Origin of the sequence: Streptomyces sp. NPDC056527 (assembly GCF_042794475.1) — a bacterium.
Taxonomy (GTDB): Bacteria; Actinomycetota; Actinomycetes; order Streptomycetales; family Streptomycetaceae; genus Streptomyces.
In genome coordinates this window covers 1-21,832 of record NZ_JBHTTQ010000064.1, presented here as the reverse complement: position 1 = coordinate 21,832, position 21,832 = coordinate 1, and the positions used below count along the sequence as shown (strand labels likewise).

Sequence of the window (21,832 nt, the reverse complement as noted above, 5' to 3'; positions counted from 1 at the left end):
GGGGCTGTTCAGCAGCCGTGTGCTACACGGCCCGGAGCCCAGGCGGTCTCGTGAGCGAGGCGATGCGCTTCGGAGATGATCGACATCCGAATTCGCCTCCTTCCATGAACTCACGAACCGGTGCGCCCGAAGCTACGTCGCCGCAGGTCCACCGGTCAAGCCTAGGGTGCGGAGACGGGGCGTTTCCGGCGGAATCCTGGGTCGGGGCACAGGGCACAGGGCACGGGGCACGGGGCACGGGGCGCGCACGGGGCTTGGGGGACGCCGGGCCCGGGGCGGTGGGTGGCGGAGCGGGTGGGCGGGACCCGGCGACGACACCGCCGTCGCCGCCGGCCGCGCTACGACGGAACGGCGTCACCACCTCAGGTGGTGACGCCGTGACCGGCTAGAACAGTCGTCGGGGCAGCGTCACTTGCCGTACCACGCGTTGTGGACGCTCAGCGTCGACGTGTTGCCCTGCTTGTCCGTGACCACGGCGGAGAACGAGATCCCCTTGTCCTTCGCCGGATTCGTCACGGAGATCCTGCCGTTCTGGACCTTCACCGGCTGCCAGGTGCCTCCGTCGTCGTAACTCACGGACATCTTCAGCGACTTGAGATTCCCTCCGGCCGCCGAGCCCTGCACGGTCACCGGGACCACGGCCGGCGTGCGCTGCGGGGCGCGCGAGGCGAGGTCGACGGGGGCCGCGAAGCGGACCGTGGACACCGGCAGCGCCGTCGTGGCCGCGACCTGCTTCGAACGGAAAGTGAAGGAGGTCTCGACGCGGGTGGAGGCCGAGGCGGTGTTCGCCGAGCGCTCCACGGACGTCACCAGCCGGTACTCGGCGTCGGCGGCGTCGACCGTGAAGGGCCGCGAGCCGCTCAGCGGATCGTCGTTCCGGCCGACCTCGACGCCGTCGCGGTACAGCGTCGACGTGGCCGAGGTGTACGGCGTGGACCCCGAGTGGCCCTGGCCGTCGGCGAACAGGGGCACGGCGCCGATGAGGTGCTGTTCGCCCGTGGTCGCGTCGGGCGCGGTGCGGAAGACGCCCATCCGCTCGCCAAGGAGCGGGCCGAAGACGCCCGTGTTGAACGTCTCCCGATACGTCCTGCCTGCCTCGTAGCGCTTCGGCCGGAGCATCTCCCAGCTTCCCTCCCAGGCCGGGTAGCCCCACTCGTCGGGCTCGCCGAGCTGGTCGAGCTTGGTGAGCCACTCGACACCGTCGGCGGTGGAGACGAGGAACGTGCGCATGCCCGGTGCCGCCTGCGGTGCGGAGAACCCGTTGCCCTCCGGCGCGCCGGGGATATGGGCGAACGGCGAGACGAGGGCGGACTTCCCCGGGGCGGAGGCACCGAGACCGACCTTGAGCGTGGCCAGCTCGTCGGCCTTCACGTGCTTGGTGTAGCCGGTGGTGACCCTGTCGGTCCTGCCACCGAAGGCCACCGAGTACTGGGTGGTGGCGTCCTTGAGGAAGTGCGCGTCCCAGGTCTGCAGGAGCGAGCCGTCGGTGACGGCCGGACCCATGTGGGCGGTGCGGAAGCCGGTGAAGCCCCTGAGGACCCAGCCGTTGCCGACGCGACCGATCCCCTCGGTGGCGACCTCGTAGTAGGTGCCCCCGTAGTCCGCCCGGTCGATGCCGGGGACGGTGAGGTCCACCGGCTTGGTGGTCCGCGCGTCGGCCGCGACCGTGGTGTCGCCGGTGATGTCCAGCTTCGGCTGGGCGATCCAGTCGGTGCCCTTGGTGAAGTCCGACGGGTCCTGGTAGACGGCCGTGTTCAGGGTGTACGAGCCCTTGGGCACACGGATCGTGTGGCTGCCCGGGTCGTTGTCGACGCGGGCCTCGAAGCCGGCGGCCGGGCCGGCGACGCCGATCAGCGTGCTGGAGAAGTTCTCGGCGTCGGTGCCGTCACGGCCGACGGTCCTGAGAGTGAGGTCGTACGACTCCGCCTCCCGCACGGCCACGGCGGCCGTGCGGACGGACTGGCCCCCGTCGGTGGCGGTGACGTAACCCGAGTACGTGCCGTCGGCGTCGCCGATCCTGGTGTCCGCGACGAGGTCGACTTCGGCCCGGCCTCCGGCGGGCACGGTCACCTTCGAGGCGCCGAGAGCGAAGAACCCGGCCGGGGCGGGCTTGCCCTTCGGGTCCAGGGTGGACACCGACAGGTCGAGGGTGACGTCGGTGGTCCCGAGGTTGCGGTAGGCGACCTTCCGGCTGACGGGCTGGTCGTCGGTGTGCGGCCACCGCGCCGTGCCGAAGTTCAGCGAGACCGGATCGGCGATGACGCTCTGGACCAGTGCCTTGTCGACCTGGACGCGCCCCGAGCCCTGCTGGAGGGCGGTGTGGTCGCCCCCCTTGGTGGATGCGGTCAGCGCGCCCTTGAGCTCGGTGGACTTCCAGCTCGGATACCGCTGCTTCAGGATCGCCGCCGCGCCCGCGACGTGCGGGGTGGCCATGGAGGTGCCGTCGAGCTGCAGGTACCCCGGTGCCGGGTGCGGTGTGCCGGGGCGCGTGTCGAGGAAGCTGCCGGGAGCGGCGGCCGCGGTGATGGCGACGCCGGGGGCGGTCACGTCCGGCTTGACGGCGCCGTCGCCGACGCGCGGGCCGGTGCTGGAGAAGGGCGCCAACGTGTCGTCCTTGTCGACGGCGCCGACGGTGAGCGCGGCGTCCGCGCTGCCCGGCGAGCCCACCGTCGACGCGCCGGCCTCGCCCTCGTTGCCCGCCGCGACGGCGAACAGGATGCCCTTCTCGGCGGACAGCCTGTCGACCGTGGCTTCCAGTGGGTCGACGCCGGGGCTGTCGGGGCCGCCGAGACTGAGGTTGACCACGTCCGCGCCTTCGGCGGCGGCCCACTCCATGCCCGCGATGACGGCCGAGTCGTCGCCGTAGCCCTCGTCGTCGAGGACCTTGCCGCTGATCACCTTGGCACCGGGGGCGACGCCCTTGTACCGGCCACCGGACTTGGCGCCGCTGCCCACGGCGATCGACGCGACGTGGGTGCCGTGTCCGACGCGGTCGACGGCGTCGGCGGAGGCGGAGAAGTTCTTCTCCCCGACGACCTGTGGCTTCAGGTCGTCGTGGGTCTTGTCGACGCCGGTGTCGAGGACGGCGATCTTGACGCCCGTACCGTCGTATCCGGATTCCCACGCCTTGTCGGCGCCGATCTGCCGGACGCCGTTGTCCAGCCTCGCGGCGCGCACCCCGTCCAGCCAGACCTTGCCGATGCCGGATGCGGTGGCGCGCGCACCGCTCCGCTGCCGGTCGGTCAGCGCGTCCCACACCCTGGCGACATCGTCCTTCGACGTACGGATCGCGTCGGCATCGATGGTCGGGAACGTGCGCCGCAGCTGGGTGTCACCGGCCGCGCGCACCTCGGCCCGTGCGGCGCCGGCGCCCCCTTCGTACTGCACGATCAGCTTGAGCCCGTCCCGATGGCTCTTGCGCAGTCGCGCGTCGGTGAGCACGTCGAGGTCGAAGAGCCGCTGGTCCAGCCTGCCGGCGGCGATCAGGCGCTGGGCGTCGCTGGGCACCACCAGGGTGTGGTCCTTGAGGCGCCGCACCTGTACGGGTATGTGTTCACGGCCCTCGGCGGACTCGAAGCCCACCATCCGGCCCTTGCCGTCCACCACCACGCGGTCACCCGTGATGAGCGTGATCCGCGGGTTGCCGTCGACGTGTGCGATGTCTGGTGCGGCCGTCGCGGCGGCGATCGTCGCCGCGGGACCGGTCATGCCTGCCAGCAGTGCCACCGATGTGGCCGCGGCGATGGTGAAGGCGCGTGCTCTGTGCACGTGTGCGCGCAAGTCTCCCCCAGGAGCTTGGGATGAGGTCGGGTGGTCGTCACCGGCCGGGGGCGCGCAACGGCGCCCGTCGCCGGTCAGCGCAGTATGTGAGGCGATCAACGCCCGTGCCGGGGAGGGGGATTGAGCTGCGTGGTTTCAAGCCATCCGGAAGACCGCGAGTTCGATGGGGCCACGACGGCTCCGTGACGGGACTGTGACGCCCGAGCGATCCTTGCGCGACACCGGCGCTCGCCGACCCCTCCGGATCGCAGTCCCCGCACGCCTTTCGAGCACCGGAGTCCTCGCGGTCGGAGCGTGTCCCTCCAGTTGGCTGTTTCCGCATGCGGATGAAACGGCCTTCCGCCCCGGCCACGGCCGGGTGCATCGTCTGCGCCGGTCAGGAACCGGGAGCGGGCCGGACGAGGCCCGCGCGCATGTGCGGCGTGTGGTCCTCGAGGATCTTCAGAAGCCACGAGCTCCGGACGGCAGGCAGCCGGACCAGGGTGTGCCGGAACGCTCCCGCGTCGACTCGGAACACGTGATCCGGACGCGACGTGGGCGGGTCGAAGTCGTCGCGGAGAACGCCGTCGGGCCTGCCGCCCGACCTCGGGACGGGCAGATCCGGCTCGGGTGAGACCAGCCAGAGCCACACCCCGACCGGCAGTGGCACCAGGTACGCCGAGGCGCCCGGGGCCTCCGAGTCGGCCGGGTCCCAGACCTGCCCCGTCTGCGGATGGGTCGGTACGAGGAGGATGTCGGCTCCCTCGTCGGGGGCGGGCCGTCCGGGTCCGGCGAGGACGGCCCGCCGCGCCGACGGGCCCGCGGGCAGCAGATCGTCGATGGCCCCCTGGAACACGTCCCCGATCAGACCGTCCGGGACCGTCACCGGCCGACCCTCCGATGCCACCAGGAGATGCGCGAGTGCCCGGCCGGCCGCAGCCTCCCACTGCGGGCTCCACGACCAGAGGCGGTGCGACCCCGCCGGGGACCCCCACGTGGTGACCGGCTCGAACGGAGGCGTGCCCTTCGCCACCGCCATCAGCTCCGCCCACGACAGCGGGCCGGTATCGGCGATGTCGACGGGGAGCCGGCGCACGCGGTCCGGCGCGAGCCATACCGCCTGCCAGAGCGAGCAGTCGTCGATCCGAGTCGCCACGGGCAGGCCGCAGGCCTCGCAGGCCATGTTGGGGCCGTCGGCCCCGTCGAGACCGCAGCAGGCGCCGCCACGTCTCTCCGGGATCAGGCGGGTGTCGCGGGTGTCTCCCGGTGCGATGACGATCGCGCCGGGGGCGCCGTCGGACAGGGCGTAGACCGGCGCGTGGACACCGCGGGCGACCGCCTCGTCCGGACCGATCTCCTCCCACCTTCGCCATGGTGGCCCCCAGGGTTCCGGGTCCACGGCGAACGTGCCCGACTCCATGAGCACCGGAAGCTGAAGCCCGTTGCCGTACTTCTGATGGGCGTGGGCCGGAAGGGCGACCTGGGACAGCGAGGCGGTGAGCTCCGCACCGCATCCCGCACACACGAAAACGAACAAATGCCCTCCGTCTGGGAAACGGAGGCATCATCGCAGCTCGTCAGCGGCCGGCCAATCGAGTTTGTCGCGCCACGTTCCTCCCTCCCGTGGTGCGAGGGGAGCCCGGTCGTCACCGTGATACTAATACCGGTATAAGTATTGGATCGACGTGATGCGAGGAGCCGACACGTGGTGGAGATCAAGTCCGATGCCGCATTGGACGCGATGCGGGAAGCCGGGCGCGTGGTGGCCCGCGCCCTGGCCGCGGTCCGGGAAGCGGCCGGCGTGGGGGTGTCCTTGAAGGAGCTGGACGAAGCGGCCCGGTCGGTCCTGGCCGAGGCCGGAGCCGGCTCCCCGTTCCTGGGGTACCGGCCGTCCTTTGCCCCGGTCGCGTTCCCGGCCGTGATCTGCACGTCCGTCAACGACGCCGTGTCGCACGGCATCCCCACCGGTTACCGCCTGCGCGACGGCGACCTGGTGAGCATCGACTGCGGCGCCCGGCTCGACGGCTGGACCGGCGACGCCGCCATCACCCTCACCGTAGGAACACCACGCCCCGGCGACCTCGATCTGATCGACGCCACGCAGCAAGCCCTCGACGCCGGCATCGCCGCGGCCCGGGTGGGCAGTCGTATCGGCGACATCTCCCACGCCGTCGACACCGTCGCCCGCAAGGCGCGCTGCGGCATGCCCGCGGACTTCGGCGGCCATGGCATCGGCCGCCGCATGCACGAAGACCCTCATGTCCCCAACCGCGGCCGCCCCGGCCGTGGTTTCCCCCTCCGGCACGGCCTGGTCCTCGCCATCGAACCCATGCTCATGGCCGGCGGCCGTAACACCTACCGCACCGACACCGACGGCTGGACCCTGCGCACCACGGACGGCAGCAGAGCCGCCCACATCGAGCACACCGTCGCGATCACCGACCAGGGCCCCCGCATCCTGACCTTGCCGTGAGGTCCTCCCGGACGCTGACGGGGAAGGGGTCGCTGCCGGAGCCGGAGCCGGGACCGGGACCGGATCGCGATCTCTCCACGGGCAGGACTCTCGCCCCCTCGCCCGGGCGTCGACGCCTCACTCCCGGCGTCGACGGTGCCCTCCCGACGCACTCCAACCGCCGTCCTATTGTTGGCTGATGCGCCCAGACCCCATTGACCGCCCAGCGGATCTCGACATGGTCCGTGAGTCCTACGACCGCGTGGCCGACAATTACGTCGACATGGTCCTGACGACGGGATTCGGCGACATCCGTTGCCATCCATGGCTCAAGGCGTCGATCGACGCCTTCGCCGACACGGTGAGCGAGCTCGGTCCTGTCCTCGACGTCGGCTGCGGGCCCGGAACGGTGACCGCCTACCTCGCCGAACGCGGACTCGACGTGTCGGGAGTCGATCTCTCGCCCCGCATGATCGAGAACGCGCGCCGTCTCTATCCGGAATGCCGCTTCAGCGTCGCCTCCGCCACCGAACTCGATCTCGGAGAAGCCTCACTTGGCGGTGTGCTCGGTTGGTGGTCACTGTTCAACCTCCCTCGCGACGTCCTTCCCCAGGTTCTCGCCCTGTTCGCGCGTGCCCTGAAGCCGGGCGGCCACTTCATCACGGCAACGCACGTCGGCGACGAAGACGTGGTGCGCACCGAGGCGTACGGAGGAGTGCCCGTTCGTTGGACCACTCACAAATGGCGGCCGGAACAACTCGTGGCCCTGATCGAGCAGGCCGGACTGCGCCCTGTCGCCGAACTCCGGCTCCCCGCGGAAGAGCTGAGCGGTCCGGGCCTGGTCATCATGGCCGAGCGCCCCGCCTGAGGCCCGTGTGGGCCCGGCACGGCGCCTTCCGTGCACCGGGCCCGGGTGCGATGCCGACTTCCGGTTCCACCGCGGACCCGGCAGCTCAACGTTCCCAACGGGCCGCGTCCAGAGGGTCGAACGGGTTTTACCAAACGGTCGACCAGCTGTGAGCCGCCGTGCCTTAACGTCACTGCATCACTTGATCACGACCACGGGCGTCTCCGGCGGCTCATTCAGCCCTCCGGCCAGGCAGCCCGCCAGGAGGCATGCCATGACCGTCGTCGACATTCGGAGCACGGCCGGGGAACTGCCCGACGCCTGGGACTCGATCCTGCTCGGGAAGATCGGGCATACCGAGGTGAAGGTGCTGCGGATGGACGGAAGCCCTGTGGCACCGGAATCCCATGACACAGCGGAAGCGCTGCTGGTCGTGGAGGGCACGTTGCGGCTGGAGGCCGGCGGTATCGAGGTCGAAGTGAATGCGGGGGAGATGTACATCGTCGAGGCGGGAGTGGAGCACGCGGTGCGCCCCGGCAGCAGGGGCACGCTCGTGATCATCGAACGAGCTTCGGACGCGGCTTAGGTCCGGGTGCGCGGTCGGCACAATCACGGCCGACCGCCCCGGCCGTTCGAACTGACCCGACACTCGGGACTGTCCCGGCCGTCCGGACTGACTCGGTCGTCCCGGTCTCCGCGACCTTCCCGGCCGTTCGGACTCACCCGCCGTCTCGACCTTCCCGACCGTCCGGACTGATGCGGCCGTCCCGGCCGTCCCGGCCGTCCCGGCCGTCCCGGCCGTCCCGGCCGTCCGGTGCTCCCGGTCCGTCGCTGTCCGCAGGAGCGGCTCGGCGCAGTGTGCGGATCGCCGGGATCGCGAGCAGCGCGACGCAGCCCGCCAGGCAGGTGCCGGCGGACACCAGCAGCAGGCGCCCCGGGGAGGCGAGGGCTGTGGCCGGTCCCGCCAGTATCTGGCCGAGCGCGATCCCGGACACCGAGCCGGCCAGCTCGTACGCGGTGACCCGGTTGAGCACCGCAGGTGGGGTGTGGGTCTGCACGCTGGTCGCCCACATCACCGACCAGAACGCCAAGGCCCCGCCGCCGAGCGCGTGGCACACCAGCAGCACCGGCAGGCCGGCGCCGAGCGCCACGCAGAGCGGTAGCACGGTGTACAGCACCATCGCCAGCGCGCCGGCTGCCAGCGGCCGGGCGGGGCGCAGCCGCAGCGCCAGCAGGCCGCCGAGCACCGTTCCGACTCCGAGGGAGGAGACCACGAGACCATAGGCGTTCGGGCCGAGCCGGGCGCCGATCAGTGTCGAGCTGAGCGGTACGAGCGGGCCGAAGAGCAGCACGCCGTACACCACCCAGATAAGGATCACCGCCCACATCCAGGTGCGTGCGCGGAACTCCTGCCACCCCTGGCGCAGGTCTCGGCGGAGTGAACTGCCGTTGCGGGCGGAGGAGTCGGCGCCGCCCGGAGCGTCCGTTGCCGTCGCGGCCGGGGCGAGCCGGATCAGCGCGAGGCAGAGGGCGCTGAGCAGGAAAGTGCCGGCGTCGATCGCGTACACGGTCCCCGCGCTGGTCAGCGCGATCAGCAGCCCTGCCAGGGCCGGGCCGAGCAGATGGGCGAGCGCGTCGGCCACCTTGAGCGTGGCATTGGCCCGTTGTGGCTCGCGGGCGACCAGCGGGACCATCCCGTTCACCCCCGGCAGGAACATCGCGACGGCCGCACCGGCCACTGCCGCCATGGTCGCCAGCAGCCAGAACGGCGGCGAGCCGGCGAAGAACGCGACAGCCAGCGCACCCTGGGTGAGCACCCGGACGAGGTCCGCGCCGACCATCATCCGGCGTGCGCCGAACCGGTCGGCGAACACCCCGCCGAACAGGACCAGGAGGACGAACGTCCCGGTCCAGATGCCGAGGACGAAGCCGACCCCGGAGATCCCGTACAGCGGTCCGACCGCGAGCGCGGCGGCGACCGGCATCATCGCGTCGCCGAGCAGCGACACCGCGCGGGCGGCGAAGTAGAGCGTGAAGCGCCGATCCCACAGTGGTGGTCGGGCGGGAGGAAGGGCGGTCGGCGGATCGGTCGGGGCGGCCCCGGTCTGGTTCTTCGTCTGCGCGGTGGTCACAGCACAGATGTTGGACTAGACCAATCAGTCAACCCAGTGTCCCGAACGACATGAAGGGGTACTTTCGCGCCATGACGCTTCGTTCGCTGTCGAAGTCCCCGGCGCTGCACCGGGTCGTGGCCGTGCTGCAGCCCCCGCAGTCGACGTTCCCGCTGGCGTGCGCGACCGAGGTGTTCGGCTCCCACGGCCCGGCGATCCCCGCCCGCTACGAGTTCGGGATCTGCACCGAACACCCCGGCCCGGTGCGCACCCAGGCCGGCTACGACATGCTGGTCACGGCAGGCCTGGACGCGTTGGAGCGCGCGGACACCGTGCTGGTCCCCGGTTGGCAGCAACCGGTCGGCACCGAGGTGCCGTCGGCGGTGGTCACGGCGGTGCGCGCGGCGCATCGGCGCGGCGCACGGATCGTCGGCATCTGCTCGGGCGCCTTCGTGCTCGCCGCCGCCGGACTCCTCGACGGCCGACGGGCCGCGACGCATTGGGCCCGCGCCGCGGAGCTGTCCGCACGGTTCCCGCAGGTCCAGGTCGACCCCGCGGTGCTGTACGTGGACCACGGGGACGTCGCAACGAGCGCCGGATCGGCGGCCGGCGTGGATCTCTGCCTGCACCTGGTGAGCGTCGACCAAGGCGCCGCGTACGCGATGCGGATCGCCCGTCAGATGGTGATGCCGCCACACCGCGAGGGCTGCCAGCTGCAGTACGCCGAACTGCCCACCTCCGGACCGGTCACCGATTCGCTGGCCCCGCTGCTGGAGTGGTTGGCCGGACGACTCGACCAACCGGTCAGCGTGGCCGAGATGGCGGTCCACGCGCAGGTCTCGGCCCGCACGCTGACCCGGCGCTTCACCGAGCAACTGGGCATCAGCCCCGGACGATGGCTCCTGGACCGGAGGATCGCCGCCACCCGGGCCTTCCTTGAGGAGACCGATCTGCCCGTGGAAACGATCGCGCGCCGGGTCGGCCTCTCCTCGGCCGTCAACCTCCGCCGGCGCTTCCACGAGGCACTGCGGACCACACCTGCCGCGTACCGGCGGGCCTTCCGAGCGGAGAAGGCCGGCTAGGGCGCCGAGGGCGGCACACGCACTGCGCTCTCGGCTCGGTGCACGCCGGTCGGGCGCCCACGGCGGCCCCGATCGGTAGCACGTACGTCCCCCGACGGTCGGCCGCCGGTCTGAAGCGCGCGCCGTGAGCGTCCCCAGATCACGCGAAGCCAACGCGGCAGGTCACCCCAAGCCCCGCCCGGGCCAACCAGAACGCTCAGGGGCCGACCGCGGCGCTCGGTGAGGTGTGCCGGCGGCGAGCCAGGTCGGCGGGAGCGGACGACGGCGTCACTGCCCGGTCGTTCCAAGGGTCTGGTCGGCCGTCGCGAAGCGGTGCTCCGTCGGCTTGAGCACTTCGTAGAGGTAGCCGAAGTACTCCGTTTCCGCCGTGCCCGTGAGCACCGCCAGCAGGAAGGCGAGGCACCCCGTTTCGTGGTGCTCCCACAGGGGGCCGCGCCCCTCGTTGTAGAGCACGGTCCACTCGTCGGGGTGCTGCCCGGGGCGCGCCAGCCAGTACAGGAACGCCCCCGTACCCTCCTCGAACGCCCACGGCAACACCCGCGCCCCCGCCTCCAGTAGGCCGGCGGGCTTGTCCTCGAACTCCCACAGGCCCGCCAGGATCTCGTCCCGTTCCGTCGTCTGCGCATGCAGGTCGCAGTCGTCGTAGGCGGAGTCGGGGACGAGCAGCCAAATGGCGTCGTCGAAGATGCCGGCGCCGTAGGTCTCGACGAGCTGCTTGTAGTCGGCCGGCAGAGCCGCACCGAGGGCACGCTCGGCTTGCGTCCAGTCCACCGCAGGTGGCGGACTGACGGGCGGCGGGCAGAAGCGGACGAGCGCATCGAGGGAGACCATGGAACGGACGCTACCGGGAGACCAGTCGGCACCTGTCTGCCATCACACTCTCAGACGGAGCTGCGAGCCTCTTCCTGGTCCGGCTCCGGTATCGGACTCTTCTTCTCGGCAGCAGGCAAGGCAATCAGCAGCACAACTGCTCCGAGGAGTGTGATGACCGCGATCCAGCCCGCGCCGACGTGCATCGCATGGATGAACGCATCATCAGCAGCCTGAGCGAGAGTGGGCCGGTGGATGGCGGTGGCGACGTGGCGGGCCTGTTCGGCGGAGACTCGCGCCTGATCCTGCACCGGACCGGGTGCACCCTCCAGCGAAGGTTCGATCGCACGTCGGTACATGATCGACATGATCGTGCCGCCTACGGCGATTCCGATCACGCTGCCGGTCTGTCGCACGGTGTTGGTGACGGCCGATCCCGAACCGGCCTGCTCCAGCGGCAGTTTGCCGAGCAATGCGGCCGTGACGGGGCCGATCACCATGCCGATCGAGAGACCCTGTATCAGCAACAGGATCTCGATCCAGACGAGTTGAGTTTGGAGTCCGAGGAACCCGTACCCGCCCATGGTCAGCGCAGCCACGGTCAGCGCCGGCACGGTGACAAGACGCAGCGAAAGGCGGCGAACCAGGCGCGAGGCAAGGGGCGCCCCCGCGAACGCGCCCAATGCGGTCGGGATGTTGGCCAGACCCGCCTTCATCGGCGAATATCCGAGTGCGCCTTGCAGGTAGAACGCGTTGTAGAAGGTGATTGCGGCTACACCGAAGAGCAGCAATCCGAGCGCCACATTGCCGCCACCGAATGTGCGTTGCGCGAGCAGTCGCGGATCAAAGCTGGGCACCTTGATACGCAGTTCGACGAGTACGAAAACGGCCAGCAGAACCAGACCGACAATGATCGGCGCCCAGACGTCGGTACGACTCCACGCGGCCACCTGCCCTGCCCGGATCAGCCCGTAGGCCAAGGCCACGAGCCCGCTGATCGACAGCAGCATCCCGGCGGGGTCCAGTGGCCGCAGAGTGGGGCTGTGGAAATTCGGAACCAGTACGGCGAGCCCGACCAACGTCAATGCCGCGACCGGGACATTGATCAGAAAGACCGAACCCCACCAGAAATGATCGAGCAGGAACCCGGCCAGCACCGGGCCGGCGGCCATTCCGACACCGGCCGACGTCGAGAAGATGCCGATCGCGGCAGCCCGCGCGGGGCCGGTAAAGGTCCACATAAGGATGGCCAAGTTGGCGGGCGTGATCAGCGCGCTGCCCACCCCCATCGCAGCTCGAGCCGCAATCAGCTGGCCCACATCGCTTGCGTATGCAGCCCACAGCGAGGACCCGGCGAAGAGCACCAACCCGCTGAAGAACACTGTCCGGTGACCGAATCGATCGCCCAATGCGCCTGCAGTGAACATCAACGTGGCGAAGGCCAGAGTGTACGAACCAATCGCCCATTGCAGCTGACCGGGATTGGCCCCCAGTCCACGGACCGGGTCTGCAAGCGTCTCCAGCGTAGTACTCAGGACGGTGTTTTCCAGCCAAATCAACAGCGAGCACAACATAAGAACGGCAAGAATCAACTGCTGCCTGGACTTCGGCAACGTTGGAGGCGCGGTCATGGAATCCTTCGGATCTCGATCGGCGGGAACCTGAACGACTGGACCATAAGTAAACTCAACGACGCCGTCAAGCTCGAAGATTCTTGCCAATACTGTTGCGACTGAAGGGACTTTATGCCCTCCGTCAGATGTGCGGACCGAGGAATTCTGTGCCCTCTGGCGGATGTGCGAGTCGAATAATTCCATGACTTCCGGAGAGTTGCGACTGAGCAGATTTCATGCCCTCCGGTGAGCAGTCGCACCGCGCCCTGCGACCGCAGCCCGGTGCAACGGCACTCACCTGACGCTTTACCGAGCACCGTTGGAGTTTCCGGGCGGACGGGTCGAGAATCCTGTTGAGATCCCCAGGGCCAGCTGGGCAAGACAGCCGAAGCGCGCCCCCGCGATGCCCGTTTCGTTCGTCCTCGACGAGCGGATGGCCGGCCCAATATCCTGCGCGAAGTAGGGACTGGAGGTTCCGGTCGGCGGCGGAGGCCCAACACTAATGATCACCGGAGTCACCAGGGAGCCCGCAGCGTGACCGGCACCACGGAGGCCCTTGGCGGGTCGGCCGCAGTCGACGATGCAGCACGAAGTGTCACGCGCCCGTTCTACGTATACGCCGTGCTCGCCAACACGCTGTTCCAGCGCGGCGTTTTCGTCCTCTTCCTTCAGCAGCGAGGCTTCTCCGCCGGGCAAGTGGCCCTACTGCAGACACTGCTCTACCTGGTCAGCGGACTTGCGGAGTTGCCGACGGGAGTCATCGCCGACCGAATCGGCAGGCGTGCCAGCATCGTGATCGGCCAGATGCTGATAGCCGGATGTCTGCTCGGCCAGGGGACGTTCTCCAACTACTGGGTGTTCCTCGCGCTGTTCATCGGGCAGGGCGTGGGCATGGCATGTGTGTCCGGCTCGGAAACCGCCCTGCTGTACGACCTGCTCGTGCGTCGTGGTGCAACGGCCGGCTACGTCAGGATCAAGTCCCGGTTCACCATGCTCGGGACGGTCACCTCGGGAGCCGCCATCGTCCTCGGCGGCCAACTGCAGCGGATCTCCTGGGGAGTCGTCTACGTCGGTTCGGCGGCGTGCCTCGTCCTGGCCGTTGTGGTGCTGATGTCACGGGTGCCCGAGATCCGCGGCGCGGACGCGGTGGACGAGCAGGACGGAGCCGAGGAGCACGGCGACGCCACAGCATGGCGGGCGATGCTTCGGGTCGCCACGCCGGCGCTCGTGACGCTTGTCGTGGTGTCCGGACTGATGCATGCGACGTTGACGCCGTACATCATCTTTACGCAGAAGACCCTCTCCGATCAGGGAGCGGGCACCGCATTGGTCAGCGTGGTCATATCGGCGGGATTCTTCGCCGGCGGGCTCACTCCGCTGCTGTCCGACCGCGCGGACCGGCGCATCGGGTATCGGGTCATCGTCCCGGTGTCCCTCCTGACGCTCGCCGCGGCACTCGGCCTGAGCGGCCTCGGCCTTGTCTGGGTCACCATCACAGTGTTCCTGGCCCTGGTCGGGATTCCCGAGATCACCGCCGTGATCGTGGACAACGTGTTCAACGAGGCCGTGCCGTCGCGCCACCGGGCGAGCCTGCTGTCGATGATCGCATTCGTGGAGTCGGCGCTCATCGGCATCGGCTATCTCGTCCTCGGCGCGCTCATGGACGGGCTGGGCTCCAGTGTGGGCATGGCCACCTACGCCGTGGTCCCCCTGCTGGCATGTCTCCTGTGGCTCCCGGTGCTCTTCCGAGGGGCACGGGTGACCGCCGAGATCGAGAAGCCCGCCGACCGAAAGGCATCCTGAAACAGACCATCTCGAGCAACGCTCCGCCCGAGGGCAGGGGCGCGGCGCGTTTAAGGTCATGGCGGTCGGACAGGCGCCGGTAGAGCACTGGGCGGCTGGTTCCGGCCGCCGTACGACAGCGTCCATCCGTCCAGCTCCTGGCGGCCCCTGACGGAACCCCGTTGTGGGTCTCCGACGCCGAGCCAGGCTCCACCCCGGACATCACCGCCGCCCGCTGCACGTCCTGCCCGCGTTGGTCGAGGCGGCCGCCGACGGCCTGCCGACCCTGGCCTACAAGGGGTCAGGCGTCGGCGGTGGCTCCGTCTTCCGGGAGCAGTTCGGGCATTCCCTCCACCAGCACTGCGACCCCGACCACTTCGCCGGCCTCGGAACGGCCGACCCAGACGGGATAGGTGCCGTCCCCTGTCGTCGCGAAGGCCGCGAGTTCGCCGCCGGAGGCCTGGTCCCGGGTACGCAGCAGGTACATGGAGTCGCTGATGTCCTCGTAGACGTCCGGGTTCAGGTCCGGGTCTCCCTGGATCAGCCCTTTCTCGAAGAGCGCGATGAGAGGTTCCCAGGCTCCGGCATCGGCGAAGCAGCCGGTGGCGCCATCGGTGTCGAAACCGGAGAACTCGTTCTCGATGAACAACCGGCGGTCGTCGTCGGGCCTGAGCGCCATCTCCCAGGTCGCGGCGGGGACCTCGCTGACGAGCAGGCGGACGGCCATAGTGTCGGTGCGCGTGACCTCGCTCCTCCTCCACTCGCAGTGGTAGGTGTGTCTGGCCTGTGCCTCCTCCAGTGCGTACTCCCCGGGCGGTACGGGGACCGTGATGTGCGGGCCGTCCTCGTGGTCGATGTCCGGGCCTGAGACGGCGAGCAGCCCGCTGGGCACGCGCAGGGTGCCGACGCGGCGTGGTTCCACGGTCGTCATCTCGGGGTGGTATCCGTCGGTCACGCGTACCCCGGGCCGGAACAGCTCACCGATCGGGCCGGGCTGCGCGGGGCGGGGTGGACGCCAGCAGGTGGTGGGCGCGAGCCCGCTGCCGTCGGTGGCCGCCGCGGCCGGCGCGGTGATCTCGAAGACGGGCGACTCCGTCAGCCCTTGCGACCGGGCGGAGAACAGCGGCCATTCTCCGAAGGCAGGCCGGTCCGTCCAGCGCTCGTCATCGCCTACCTTGGGCACGGTCACGAAAGAGCCCCCGCGCTTGCCCTTGGACTCCTCTTCTCGTTGGCCCCTTCCGTCAGGGAAAAGCTCCACGGTGATGCGCGGGCACCCTTCGTCGAACTCCGCCATCTCCGGGCCGGTGTAGTGCCAGCGGACGGCGTACCGGCTCAGCAGCCGCGTCGGGTCGTCCAGCAGCCGCATGTCCAGCTCGTGGGTACGGCGGCCCTGCGCGTCGTAGACCCACAGCCCGACATAGTGATCCCGCCAGGAGACGAGCCGAACCTCCAGCGGAGCCTCCCGGCCCGCCGCCCGGTACACCACCACGTACGGAAGCCCGGCGGCATCCCGCTCACGGGCCTCTTCCACGGGTATCGGCCGCCAGGGGACGCGAGTCTCCAGATCCCACGCCTGCGCGTACCCCACCTCGACCACCATTGCCGCTCCCCTTGCTCGCGTACGTAACGAGCCGCAACATAGCCGCCACCTGTGACAACGCCCTCGCCGGGCCGGGCGTGAGCCACCCCCGCCCGCGCCAACGGCCCGTCCAGGACACCCAGAACGCGCGAGGGCCATCGACAACGCTCATCGTGACGACGGCGCAGTGTCGTGCGTGCCGGCGCCCAGTGCCCAGCGTCAGGCGTCGGTGGATGGCTGGTGGGCGGTGAGCTCGGCCTTCTGCATCCGGCAGTTCCTCGGCGGGCAGCAGCAGTGACATCCGGCTCCGGCCTCATCGCCGAGGCCGCTCGCAAGGTCGGATGCGTGCAGGCAACCGGCTGGCGGCCGGCCCTAGGATCGGTCCGGCTGCAGGGCGGGAACGGATGGAGTGAGCGATGGCCGGCAAGGTCACGGCGGTGAGCCGTAATGGGACGTATTCGTTCAGCAAGCCCAACCGGGAGTCCGTCACATTGCTTGCCGGGCTGGGGGTGGAAGGGGACGTTCACGCTGGTGAGACGATTCGTCACCAGTTCCGCATGACCTACGAGCCGGACCTTCCGAACCTGCGACAGGTCCACCTGATGCACGAGGAACTCTTCGACGAGCTGGCGCTCAAGGGCTTCGAAGTCTCCGCGGGCCAGCTGGGCGAGAACATCACCACCCGAGGCGTGGACCTGCTCGGCCTTCCCGCGGGCGCCCTGCTCCACCTCGGAGCGGAGGCCGTGCTCGAGGTGACGGGGCTCCGAAACCCGTGCGCGAAGATCAACGACTTCCGTAAGGGCCTGCTCGGCGAGGTCTTCGCCCTGGATCCCGACTCGGGAGAGTTCACCTTCAAGTCCGGCATCATGGCCGTGGTCCGCCGCGGTGGACCCGTACGCCCGCACGACCCCATAGAGGTCGAACTCCCACCCACCCCTCACCACCCGCTGGAACGCGTCTAGGAGCCACGTTCCCCGGAGCTCTCGTCGTCCATCACAGAGGACTCCCGGCTCCAGCTCAGCTCGTGCACCGCATCCGCCGCCTCCCTGCGCACATCGAGGTGGGGGTGTTGCAGGAACCTCTCAACGATCGGGAGCGCCGCCTGGTCGTGAGTCGAGCCCAGGATGCTCAGGACGTAGTCCAGGAGCAGCGGTTCGAAGCCGGCCGCGCCGACGGCGAGCGGCTCCACCACCCGATAGGGGAGCTCGTGGTGCGTGGAGGCCGAGCAGATCGCATGCAGCGCGGACTCCCGCACCGCGTGACCCTCATCGGAGAGCGCGATCGTGACGAGACGCTCGATGACCCGCTCGGCATCGTCCTGGGTCAGGCGGCCCGTCTCCAGTACGTCGCTGACGGCATCGAGACAGGAGTCCCGGCGGTCCGCGCAGGAGGCGTCCACCTCCTTCCACGCCGACTCGATCAATGCCGCAAGGCCCTGGTACTCGTCCACAGCCAGAGCATAGGAGCCGGTCGGCGCCTCCCCCTGAGGGAAGGTGAGAAGACAGGGCTTGACGTTCCTTGTGGGATCAGCCGCGGTGAGCCGTCGGGGACCCGCCGGGGACCCGTCGAGGAAGCGGGAGTGCGGAGTGGTCGGCGGTGGCACCGAACGGCACCAACTTGGCTATTTGGCGCCCTTCTGGCCCAGAGGTGATCACAATGTGAAGGAACTGTGCCGACGTCCGGAGCCGTCGAACACGCTGCGGGCCGGCACCGCGCCGCCGTCGGCTCGCCCGTGAGTCGGAGGCCGCCCCTGTAGCCGAGTTGATCTGGAGTGAGCGTGACGCCTTCGCACCTTCCTGCCGCGCAACCGGACCCGACCGCCGCCGCCCCCGGCATCGGCACCGCCTTCGACGCGGTTCCCGACCTGGACGGGGAGCTTCGCTTCGACCAAGCCGCCCTCGACGCGGCGTCCACCGACTTCGGCCACTTGGTCAGCCGGCCGCCCGCCGCGGTCCTCAGACCGGGCTCGGCCGAGGACGTCGCCACGATGGTCCGCTACTGCCGGGAGCGCGGACTCAAGGTCGCCGGACGGGGCCAGGGGCACTCCACCCACGGACAGGCCCAGGTGCCCTCCGGGCTCGTCATCGACCTCGGCTCGCTGGATTCGATCGAGATCCGCGACGACACCGCCATAGTCCAGGCCGGGGCGCGGTGGAGCACTCTGGTCCAGGCCACCCTGCCCATGGGTCTCACCCCGCCGACCTTCACCGACTACCTCGAACTGTCCTTGGGCGGCACGCTGTCGGCCGGTGGCCTGGGCGGGCAGATCAGTCGCCACGGCACCCAGGTCGACAACGTGCTCGAACTCCAGGTCGTCACCGGTGAGGGCGAGCTCACGACCTGCTCACCCACCGAGCGCCCCGACCTCTTCCGAGCCGTCCTCGGCGGCCTCGGGCAGTGCGGGATCATCACCCGCGCCACCCTCTCTCTGGTCCCCGCGCCCCGCTCCGTACGGCACTACGTGATGTTCTTCGGGAGCGTCGCCGCGCTCACGGGGCAGCAGGCCAAGCTGATCGCGGACGGGCGGTTCGACTACCTCGTCGGCCAGGTCCTGCCCACCCCGGACGGCTGGGCCTACATGATCGAGGCCGCCGCCTACGACGGGTCTCCCGCGGACGACGCCCGGCTCACGGACGACCTGGAGCACACCTCGGTCGAGGTCCAGGACGTGCCGTACTTCGACTTCCTGAATCGGCTCGCCCCGGGGGTGGAAGCCTTCAAGTCCATGGGGGAGTGGGCGCGGCCGCACCCCTGGTACGACAGCCTGCTCCCCGCGTCCACCGTGAACGCCGTCGTCACGGAGACGCTCTCCGGTCTCAAAGCGGGCGCGCTCGGCGTGAGCGCGGTCGTCCTGCTGTACCCCGTGCCCACCGCCCGGTGCCGCACCCCGCTCCCGGTCATGCCTGACGAGGAGCTCGTCTACCTGTTCTCCCTCCTCAAGACCGCCTCTCCCGGGGCGGATTCCGCCGAGGAGATGGTCGCCGCGAACCGTATTCAGTACGACGCCACCGTCGCCGTCGGCGGCTGCTGGTACCCGATCGGTTCCGTACCGCTGACGAGGGACGACTGGGTGCACCACTTCGGCCCCTTCTGGTCCGAACTCGAGGCCGCACGGCACCGTTACGACCCCGACGGTGTCCTCACGCCCGGTCAGCGCATCTTCTGACGTAGGCGTAGACGTAGACGTGCAGGTGTAGCGGAGGCTGTCCGGAGCGTCTGCATCCGACACCTCAGGGTGCGGACGAGCGCGCAGGTCGGCCCACGGCTCCGTTCGCGGGAACGGGTTCTGGGCCGACTTCGGTGCCGCGCAACGTTCCGCTACGGCTGGGCATCGAGGAGGCGGATGGAAGGTGGCGGCGGCACAAGTCCTGCGCGAAGGCAGGCAGTCATCGCCCGCCGCTGCTTCCGGTCCTCCGGATCGACCCAGTTCGATGCGGGCCCAGTCACGGTCGTCGTACCGCGCGGCTGCTCGGCCTACTTCCGCTCGCGGAGGTACGCCTCCAGTTCCGCGGCCCCCGTCAGCATCGCCCGCCCGCGGGTGGAGAGTCGGCCGCGCCAGTCGTGCAGTGCGGCTTCCAGCGGCTCCAGCCCGCCGGCCGTTCGCACTTGGGCGATCAGCGGGGCGATCTGCTCCAGCAGGTAGCCGCCCCGCCTGAGTTGGTGGGCCAGCCGGGCGTCCCGTACGGCGGCCTCGTCGTAGACGCGGTACCCGGTCAGCGGGTCGCGGCGCGGGCGCAGCAGCCCGGCACGCTCCCATTTGCGCAGCGTCGCCGGCCGGATGCCGAGCTCTCCCGCCAGCGGCCCGATGAACGTGCCGCCGGGTCCGGACACCGCGCTTGGCTCGGAGGCCGCCTCGGGCTCCAGGTCTCGGAGGGGGTTCTCCACGGCCTGGAGGGTCCGGCGGTCGTCGAGGAGCTGGGCGTGGCTCTCGTCGATGAGGCGGAACGCCTCCTCTGCCGCGCCCTCGTTCACCGCCCGCATGATCGACGTCGCCGTCTGATGGCCGTGGCCGGGTACGAGGGCGAGGAACGCGCGCAGCGCCCCCGCATGCAGCGGCGTGTAAGTGCGGTAGCCGTGCGGTGTGCGACCGGCGGCCGGGAGGATGCCGGCCTCCTCGTAGTTCCTGACCGCCTGCGTGGACAGACCGTGCTCGCGTGCCAGGTCGATCGGCCTGAGCCGATCCTCACTTTGAGGGTTTCGCTTCATGGACCCCCGCGATCCCCTCAGTTTCGTGCAAAAGTTTCAACTCTTGGTTCAACGATAGCGTTGAAGGCATGGCTACCGACATCAAAGACACCGCCCATGCCGTCGAGGCCGCCACCGTCATGCGGCTGCTCCCCAACCGGCCGCGGGTGCTCGCGCTGGGCGAGCCCACCCACGGCGAGGACACGCTGCTCGACGTGCGCAACGCGCTCTTCAGGCAGCTCGTCGAGGAGGAGGGCTACCGGACGATCACGATCGAGAGCAGCTGCCTGGCGGGCCTGATCGTGGACGACCACGTCACCTCGGGCACGGGCACCCTCGACGAGGTCATGGAGCGCGGCTTCACCCACGGCTTCGGCGCGTCCGCGGCCAACCGCGAACTCGTGCGCTGGATGCGGGCGTACAACGACGGTCGGCCCTCGTCCGAGCAGCTCCGCTTCGCCGGTTTCGACGGCCCGCTGGAGATCACCGGCGCCGAAAGCCCCCGGCAGGCCCTCACCACGCTCCACGACTACCTCGCGGCGGGCGTGGAAGCTGACCTGCTCCCCTGCACCGCCGAGACACTCGACCGCGTGCTCGGCGCCGATGCCCGGTGGACCGATCCCGCAGCGATGATGGACCCGGCTCAGTCCGTCGGGCAGTCGGCCGAGGCCAAGGAACTGCGGTTGCTCGCCGACGATCTGGTGGCTCTGCTCGACGAGCAGACACCGACCCTGATCGCGCTGACCTCGCGGGAGGAGTGGGACCGGGCGCGCCTGTACGGACGCACCGCCACCGGTCTGCTGCGCTACCACTTCTGGATGGCGGACACGTCACCGAGCCGTATGACGAGGCTGGTGGGCTTGCGGGGTCGGATGATGGCCGACAACCTCCTCGCCCTCGCCGAACGGGGCCCGGTACTGGTCTTCGCCCACAACGGCCACCTCCAGCGCAACAAGAGCACGATGCGGCTGGGTGACCTGCGGCTGGAGTGGTGGAGCGCCGGTGCGCTCGTGAGCGCCCACCTGGGGGAGGGGTACGGGTTCCTGGCCATGGCCCTCGGCACGATCCGGCACCAGGGAGTGGACACCCCGCCGCCGGACACCGTCGAAGGACTCCTGTACGAACTCCCGGAGGACCGCCACCTCCTCGACGCTTCCCGCCTGGCCACCGCCCTCGGCGACACACGGCCCGCGCCCCGCGTCTCTCCCTGGTTCGGCTACTCCCCGCTCGACCCGGGCCACCTGGTGGACAGCGACGGCATCGTGTTCGTGAAGGACGTCCCGCAGACCTAGTGCTGTTCGAGGGTTACGCTGCCCGCTGCCCGCTGCCCGCTGCCCGCTGCCCGCTGCCCGGTCACGTCGGCCGCGTCGGCTGTTCGAGGGCTGACCGTGCCCGCCGGCGGGAGGCGGCGGCGGTGGACCCGTGAGCCGATCTGAGCTTGATGCCCCTATGGATGTCAAGCGGCGACGCTGGCGGGTCCTGTCTGGTCAGCCGGAGTGTTCGCTGGGACGAGAAGTCGGTAGATCTCTCGTGCGACGTAGCGTTTGAGGCAGCGGATGATCTCGCGGCGTGTCTTGCCCTCGGTCAGACGTCGTTGCAGGTAGTCGCGGGT

The 21,832-nt window shown here is 69.9% G+C and carries 16 protein-coding genes; 8 read left to right on the top strand and 8 right to left on the bottom strand.

All coding sequences use genetic code 11. From position 1 onward, the window contains the following. Positions 1-408: 408 nt before the first annotated feature. Together ACFQ7Q_RS25755 and ACFQ7Q_RS25750 are read right to left on the bottom strand one after the other, a co-directional pair. Positions 409-3,708: a S8 family serine peptidase gene (locus ACFQ7Q_RS25755; protein ID WP_383559149.1), complete on the bottom strand. Its 3,300-nt coding sequence runs from the start codon at positions 3,706-3,708 to the stop codon at positions 409-411. A 448-nt stretch (positions 3,709-4,156) separates the two neighbouring features. Then, the gene (locus tag ACFQ7Q_RS25750; protein WP_383559125.1) at positions 4,157-5,296 is read right to left on the bottom strand and encodes a hypothetical protein; all 1,140 of its coding nucleotides are present in this window, start codon (positions 5,294-5,296) and stop codon (positions 4,157-4,159) included. Positions 5,297-5,464: 168 nt separating this feature from the next. Here ACFQ7Q_RS25750 and map point away from each other — a divergent pair, with 168 nt between their 5' ends. From map to ACFQ7Q_RS25735, 3 genes are all read left to right on the top strand, one after another. Continuing rightward, the gene (gene map / locus ACFQ7Q_RS25745) at positions 5,465-6,232 is read left to right on the top strand and encodes a type I methionyl aminopeptidase (protein WP_383559124.1); all 768 of its coding nucleotides are present in this window, start codon (positions 5,465-5,467) and stop codon (positions 6,230-6,232) included. Positions 6,233-6,449: 217 nt separating this feature from the next. Further along, positions 6,450-7,079 carry a class I SAM-dependent methyltransferase gene (locus tag ACFQ7Q_RS25740; protein WP_383559122.1) on the top strand — a complete coding sequence of 210 codons (630 nt, stop codon included), beginning with the start codon at positions 6,450-6,452 and terminating at the stop codon, positions 7,077-7,079. Positions 7,080-7,332: 253 nt separating this feature from the next. Continuing rightward, positions 7,333-7,644: a cupin domain-containing protein gene (locus tag ACFQ7Q_RS25735; protein ID WP_383559120.1), complete on the top strand. Its 312-nt coding sequence runs from the start codon at positions 7,333-7,335 to the stop codon at positions 7,642-7,644. Between the two features lie 133 nt (positions 7,645-7,777). Here the strand turns inward: ACFQ7Q_RS25735 and ACFQ7Q_RS25730 are convergent, their stop codons facing one another. After that, positions 7,778-9,190 carry an MFS transporter gene (locus tag ACFQ7Q_RS25730; protein ID WP_383559119.1) on the bottom strand — a complete coding sequence of 471 codons (1,413 nt, stop codon included), beginning with the start codon at positions 9,188-9,190 and terminating at the stop codon, positions 7,778-7,780. Between the two features lie 71 nt (positions 9,191-9,261). On the opposite strand from ACFQ7Q_RS25730, the gene ACFQ7Q_RS25725 reads away from it, so the two are divergent. Continuing rightward, entirely contained in the window at positions 9,262-10,251 is a 990-nt protein-coding gene (locus ACFQ7Q_RS25725; protein WP_383559117.1) for a GlxA family transcriptional regulator, read from the top strand. A 267-nt stretch (positions 10,252-10,518) separates the two neighbouring features. Here the strand turns inward: ACFQ7Q_RS25725 and ACFQ7Q_RS25720 are convergent, their stop codons facing one another. Together ACFQ7Q_RS25720 and ACFQ7Q_RS25715 are read right to left on the bottom strand one after the other, a co-directional pair. Beyond that, complete coding sequence (locus ACFQ7Q_RS25720) at positions 10,519-11,082, bottom strand: hypothetical protein (protein ID WP_383559115.1); 564 nt, start codon at positions 11,080-11,082, stop codon at positions 10,519-10,521. Between the two features lie 50 nt (positions 11,083-11,132). Beyond that, positions 11,133-12,692, bottom strand: a complete 1,560-nt coding sequence (locus tag ACFQ7Q_RS25715; protein ID WP_383559113.1) for an MFS transporter — start codon at positions 12,690-12,692, stop codon at positions 11,133-11,135. 516 nt (positions 12,693-13,208) lie between these two features. On the opposite strand from ACFQ7Q_RS25715, the gene ACFQ7Q_RS25710 reads away from it, so the two are divergent. Beyond that, positions 13,209-14,477 (top strand): MFS transporter, encoded by a 1,269-nt coding sequence (locus ACFQ7Q_RS25710; protein WP_383559112.1) that lies wholly within the window; start codon positions 13,209-13,211, stop codon positions 14,475-14,477. 280 nt (positions 14,478-14,757) lie between these two features. Here the strand turns inward: ACFQ7Q_RS25710 and ACFQ7Q_RS25705 are convergent, their stop codons facing one another. Beyond that, positions 14,758-16,056 (bottom strand): DUF4241 domain-containing protein, encoded by a 1,299-nt coding sequence (locus ACFQ7Q_RS25705; protein WP_383559111.1) that lies wholly within the window; start codon positions 16,054-16,056, stop codon positions 14,758-14,760. Between the two features lie 395 nt (positions 16,057-16,451). Here ACFQ7Q_RS25705 and ACFQ7Q_RS25700 point away from each other — a divergent pair, with 395 nt between their 5' ends. Next, entirely contained in the window at positions 16,452-16,997 is a 546-nt protein-coding gene (locus ACFQ7Q_RS25700) for an MOSC domain-containing protein (protein ID WP_383559109.1), read from the top strand. Here the strand turns inward: ACFQ7Q_RS25700 and ACFQ7Q_RS25695 are convergent. Then, positions 16,994-17,485 (bottom strand): HEAT repeat domain-containing protein, encoded by a 492-nt coding sequence (locus ACFQ7Q_RS25695; protein WP_383559107.1) that lies wholly within the window; start codon positions 17,483-17,485, stop codon positions 16,994-16,996. The two genes, ACFQ7Q_RS25700 and ACFQ7Q_RS25695, sit on opposite strands and share 4 nt — an antisense overlap. A 327-nt stretch (positions 17,486-17,812) precedes the next feature. On the opposite strand from ACFQ7Q_RS25695, the gene ACFQ7Q_RS25690 reads away from it, so the two are divergent. Further along, a complete protein-coding gene (locus ACFQ7Q_RS25690) occupies positions 17,813-19,201 on the top strand; it encodes an FAD-binding protein (protein WP_383559106.1) in 1,389 nt (462 codons plus the stop codon). A gap of 308 nt (positions 19,202-19,509) precedes the next feature. Here the strand turns inward: ACFQ7Q_RS25690 and ACFQ7Q_RS25685 are convergent, their stop codons facing one another. Further along, complete coding sequence (locus tag ACFQ7Q_RS25685) at positions 19,510-20,241, bottom strand: TioE family transcriptional regulator (protein ID WP_383559104.1); 732 nt, start codon at positions 20,239-20,241, stop codon at positions 19,510-19,512. A gap of 68 nt (positions 20,242-20,309) precedes the next feature. Between ACFQ7Q_RS25685 and ACFQ7Q_RS25680 the strand changes: the two genes are divergently transcribed. Next, positions 20,310-21,512, top strand: coding sequence for an erythromycin esterase family protein (locus ACFQ7Q_RS25680; RefSeq protein ID WP_383559103.1), 1,203 nt, complete (start codon positions 20,310-20,312; stop codon positions 21,510-21,512). Positions 21,513-21,832: the final 320 nt, after the last annotated feature.

Excerpts from the sequence above, each read along its gene's own strand:
- ACFQ7Q_RS25685 (WP_383559104.1), bottom strand. The coding sequence starts at position 20,241 with ATGAAGCGAAACCCTCAAAGTGAGGATCGGCTCAGGCCGATCGACCTG.
- ACFQ7Q_RS25705 (WP_383559111.1), bottom strand. The coding sequence starts at position 16,056 with ATGGTGGTCGAGGTGGGGTACGCGCAGGCGTGGGATCTGGAGACTCGC.
- ACFQ7Q_RS25700 (WP_383559109.1), top strand. The coding sequence starts at position 16,452 with ATGGCCGGCAAGGTCACGGCGGTGAGCCGTAATGGGACGTATTCGTTC.
- ACFQ7Q_RS25755 (WP_383559149.1), bottom strand. The coding sequence starts at position 3,708 with ATGACCGGTCCCGCGGCGACGATCGCCGCCGCGACGGCCGCACCAGAC.
- ACFQ7Q_RS25680 (WP_383559103.1), top strand. The coding sequence starts at position 20,310 with ATGGCTACCGACATCAAAGACACCGCCCATGCCGTCGAGGCCGCCACC.
- ACFQ7Q_RS25725 (WP_383559117.1), top strand. The coding sequence starts at position 9,262 with ATGACGCTTCGTTCGCTGTCGAAGTCCCCGGCGCTGCACCGGGTCGTG.
- ACFQ7Q_RS25740 (WP_383559122.1), top strand. The coding sequence starts at position 6,450 with ATGGTCCGTGAGTCCTACGACCGCGTGGCCGACAATTACGTCGACATG.
- ACFQ7Q_RS25735 (WP_383559120.1), top strand. The coding sequence starts at position 7,333 with ATGACCGTCGTCGACATTCGGAGCACGGCCGGGGAACTGCCCGACGCC.
- ACFQ7Q_RS25720 (WP_383559115.1), bottom strand. The coding sequence starts at position 11,082 with ATGGTCTCCCTCGATGCGCTCGTCCGCTTCTGCCCGCCGCCCGTCAGT.
- ACFQ7Q_RS25715 (WP_383559113.1), bottom strand. The coding sequence starts at position 12,692 with ATGACCGCGCCTCCAACGTTGCCGAAGTCCAGGCAGCAGTTGATTCTT.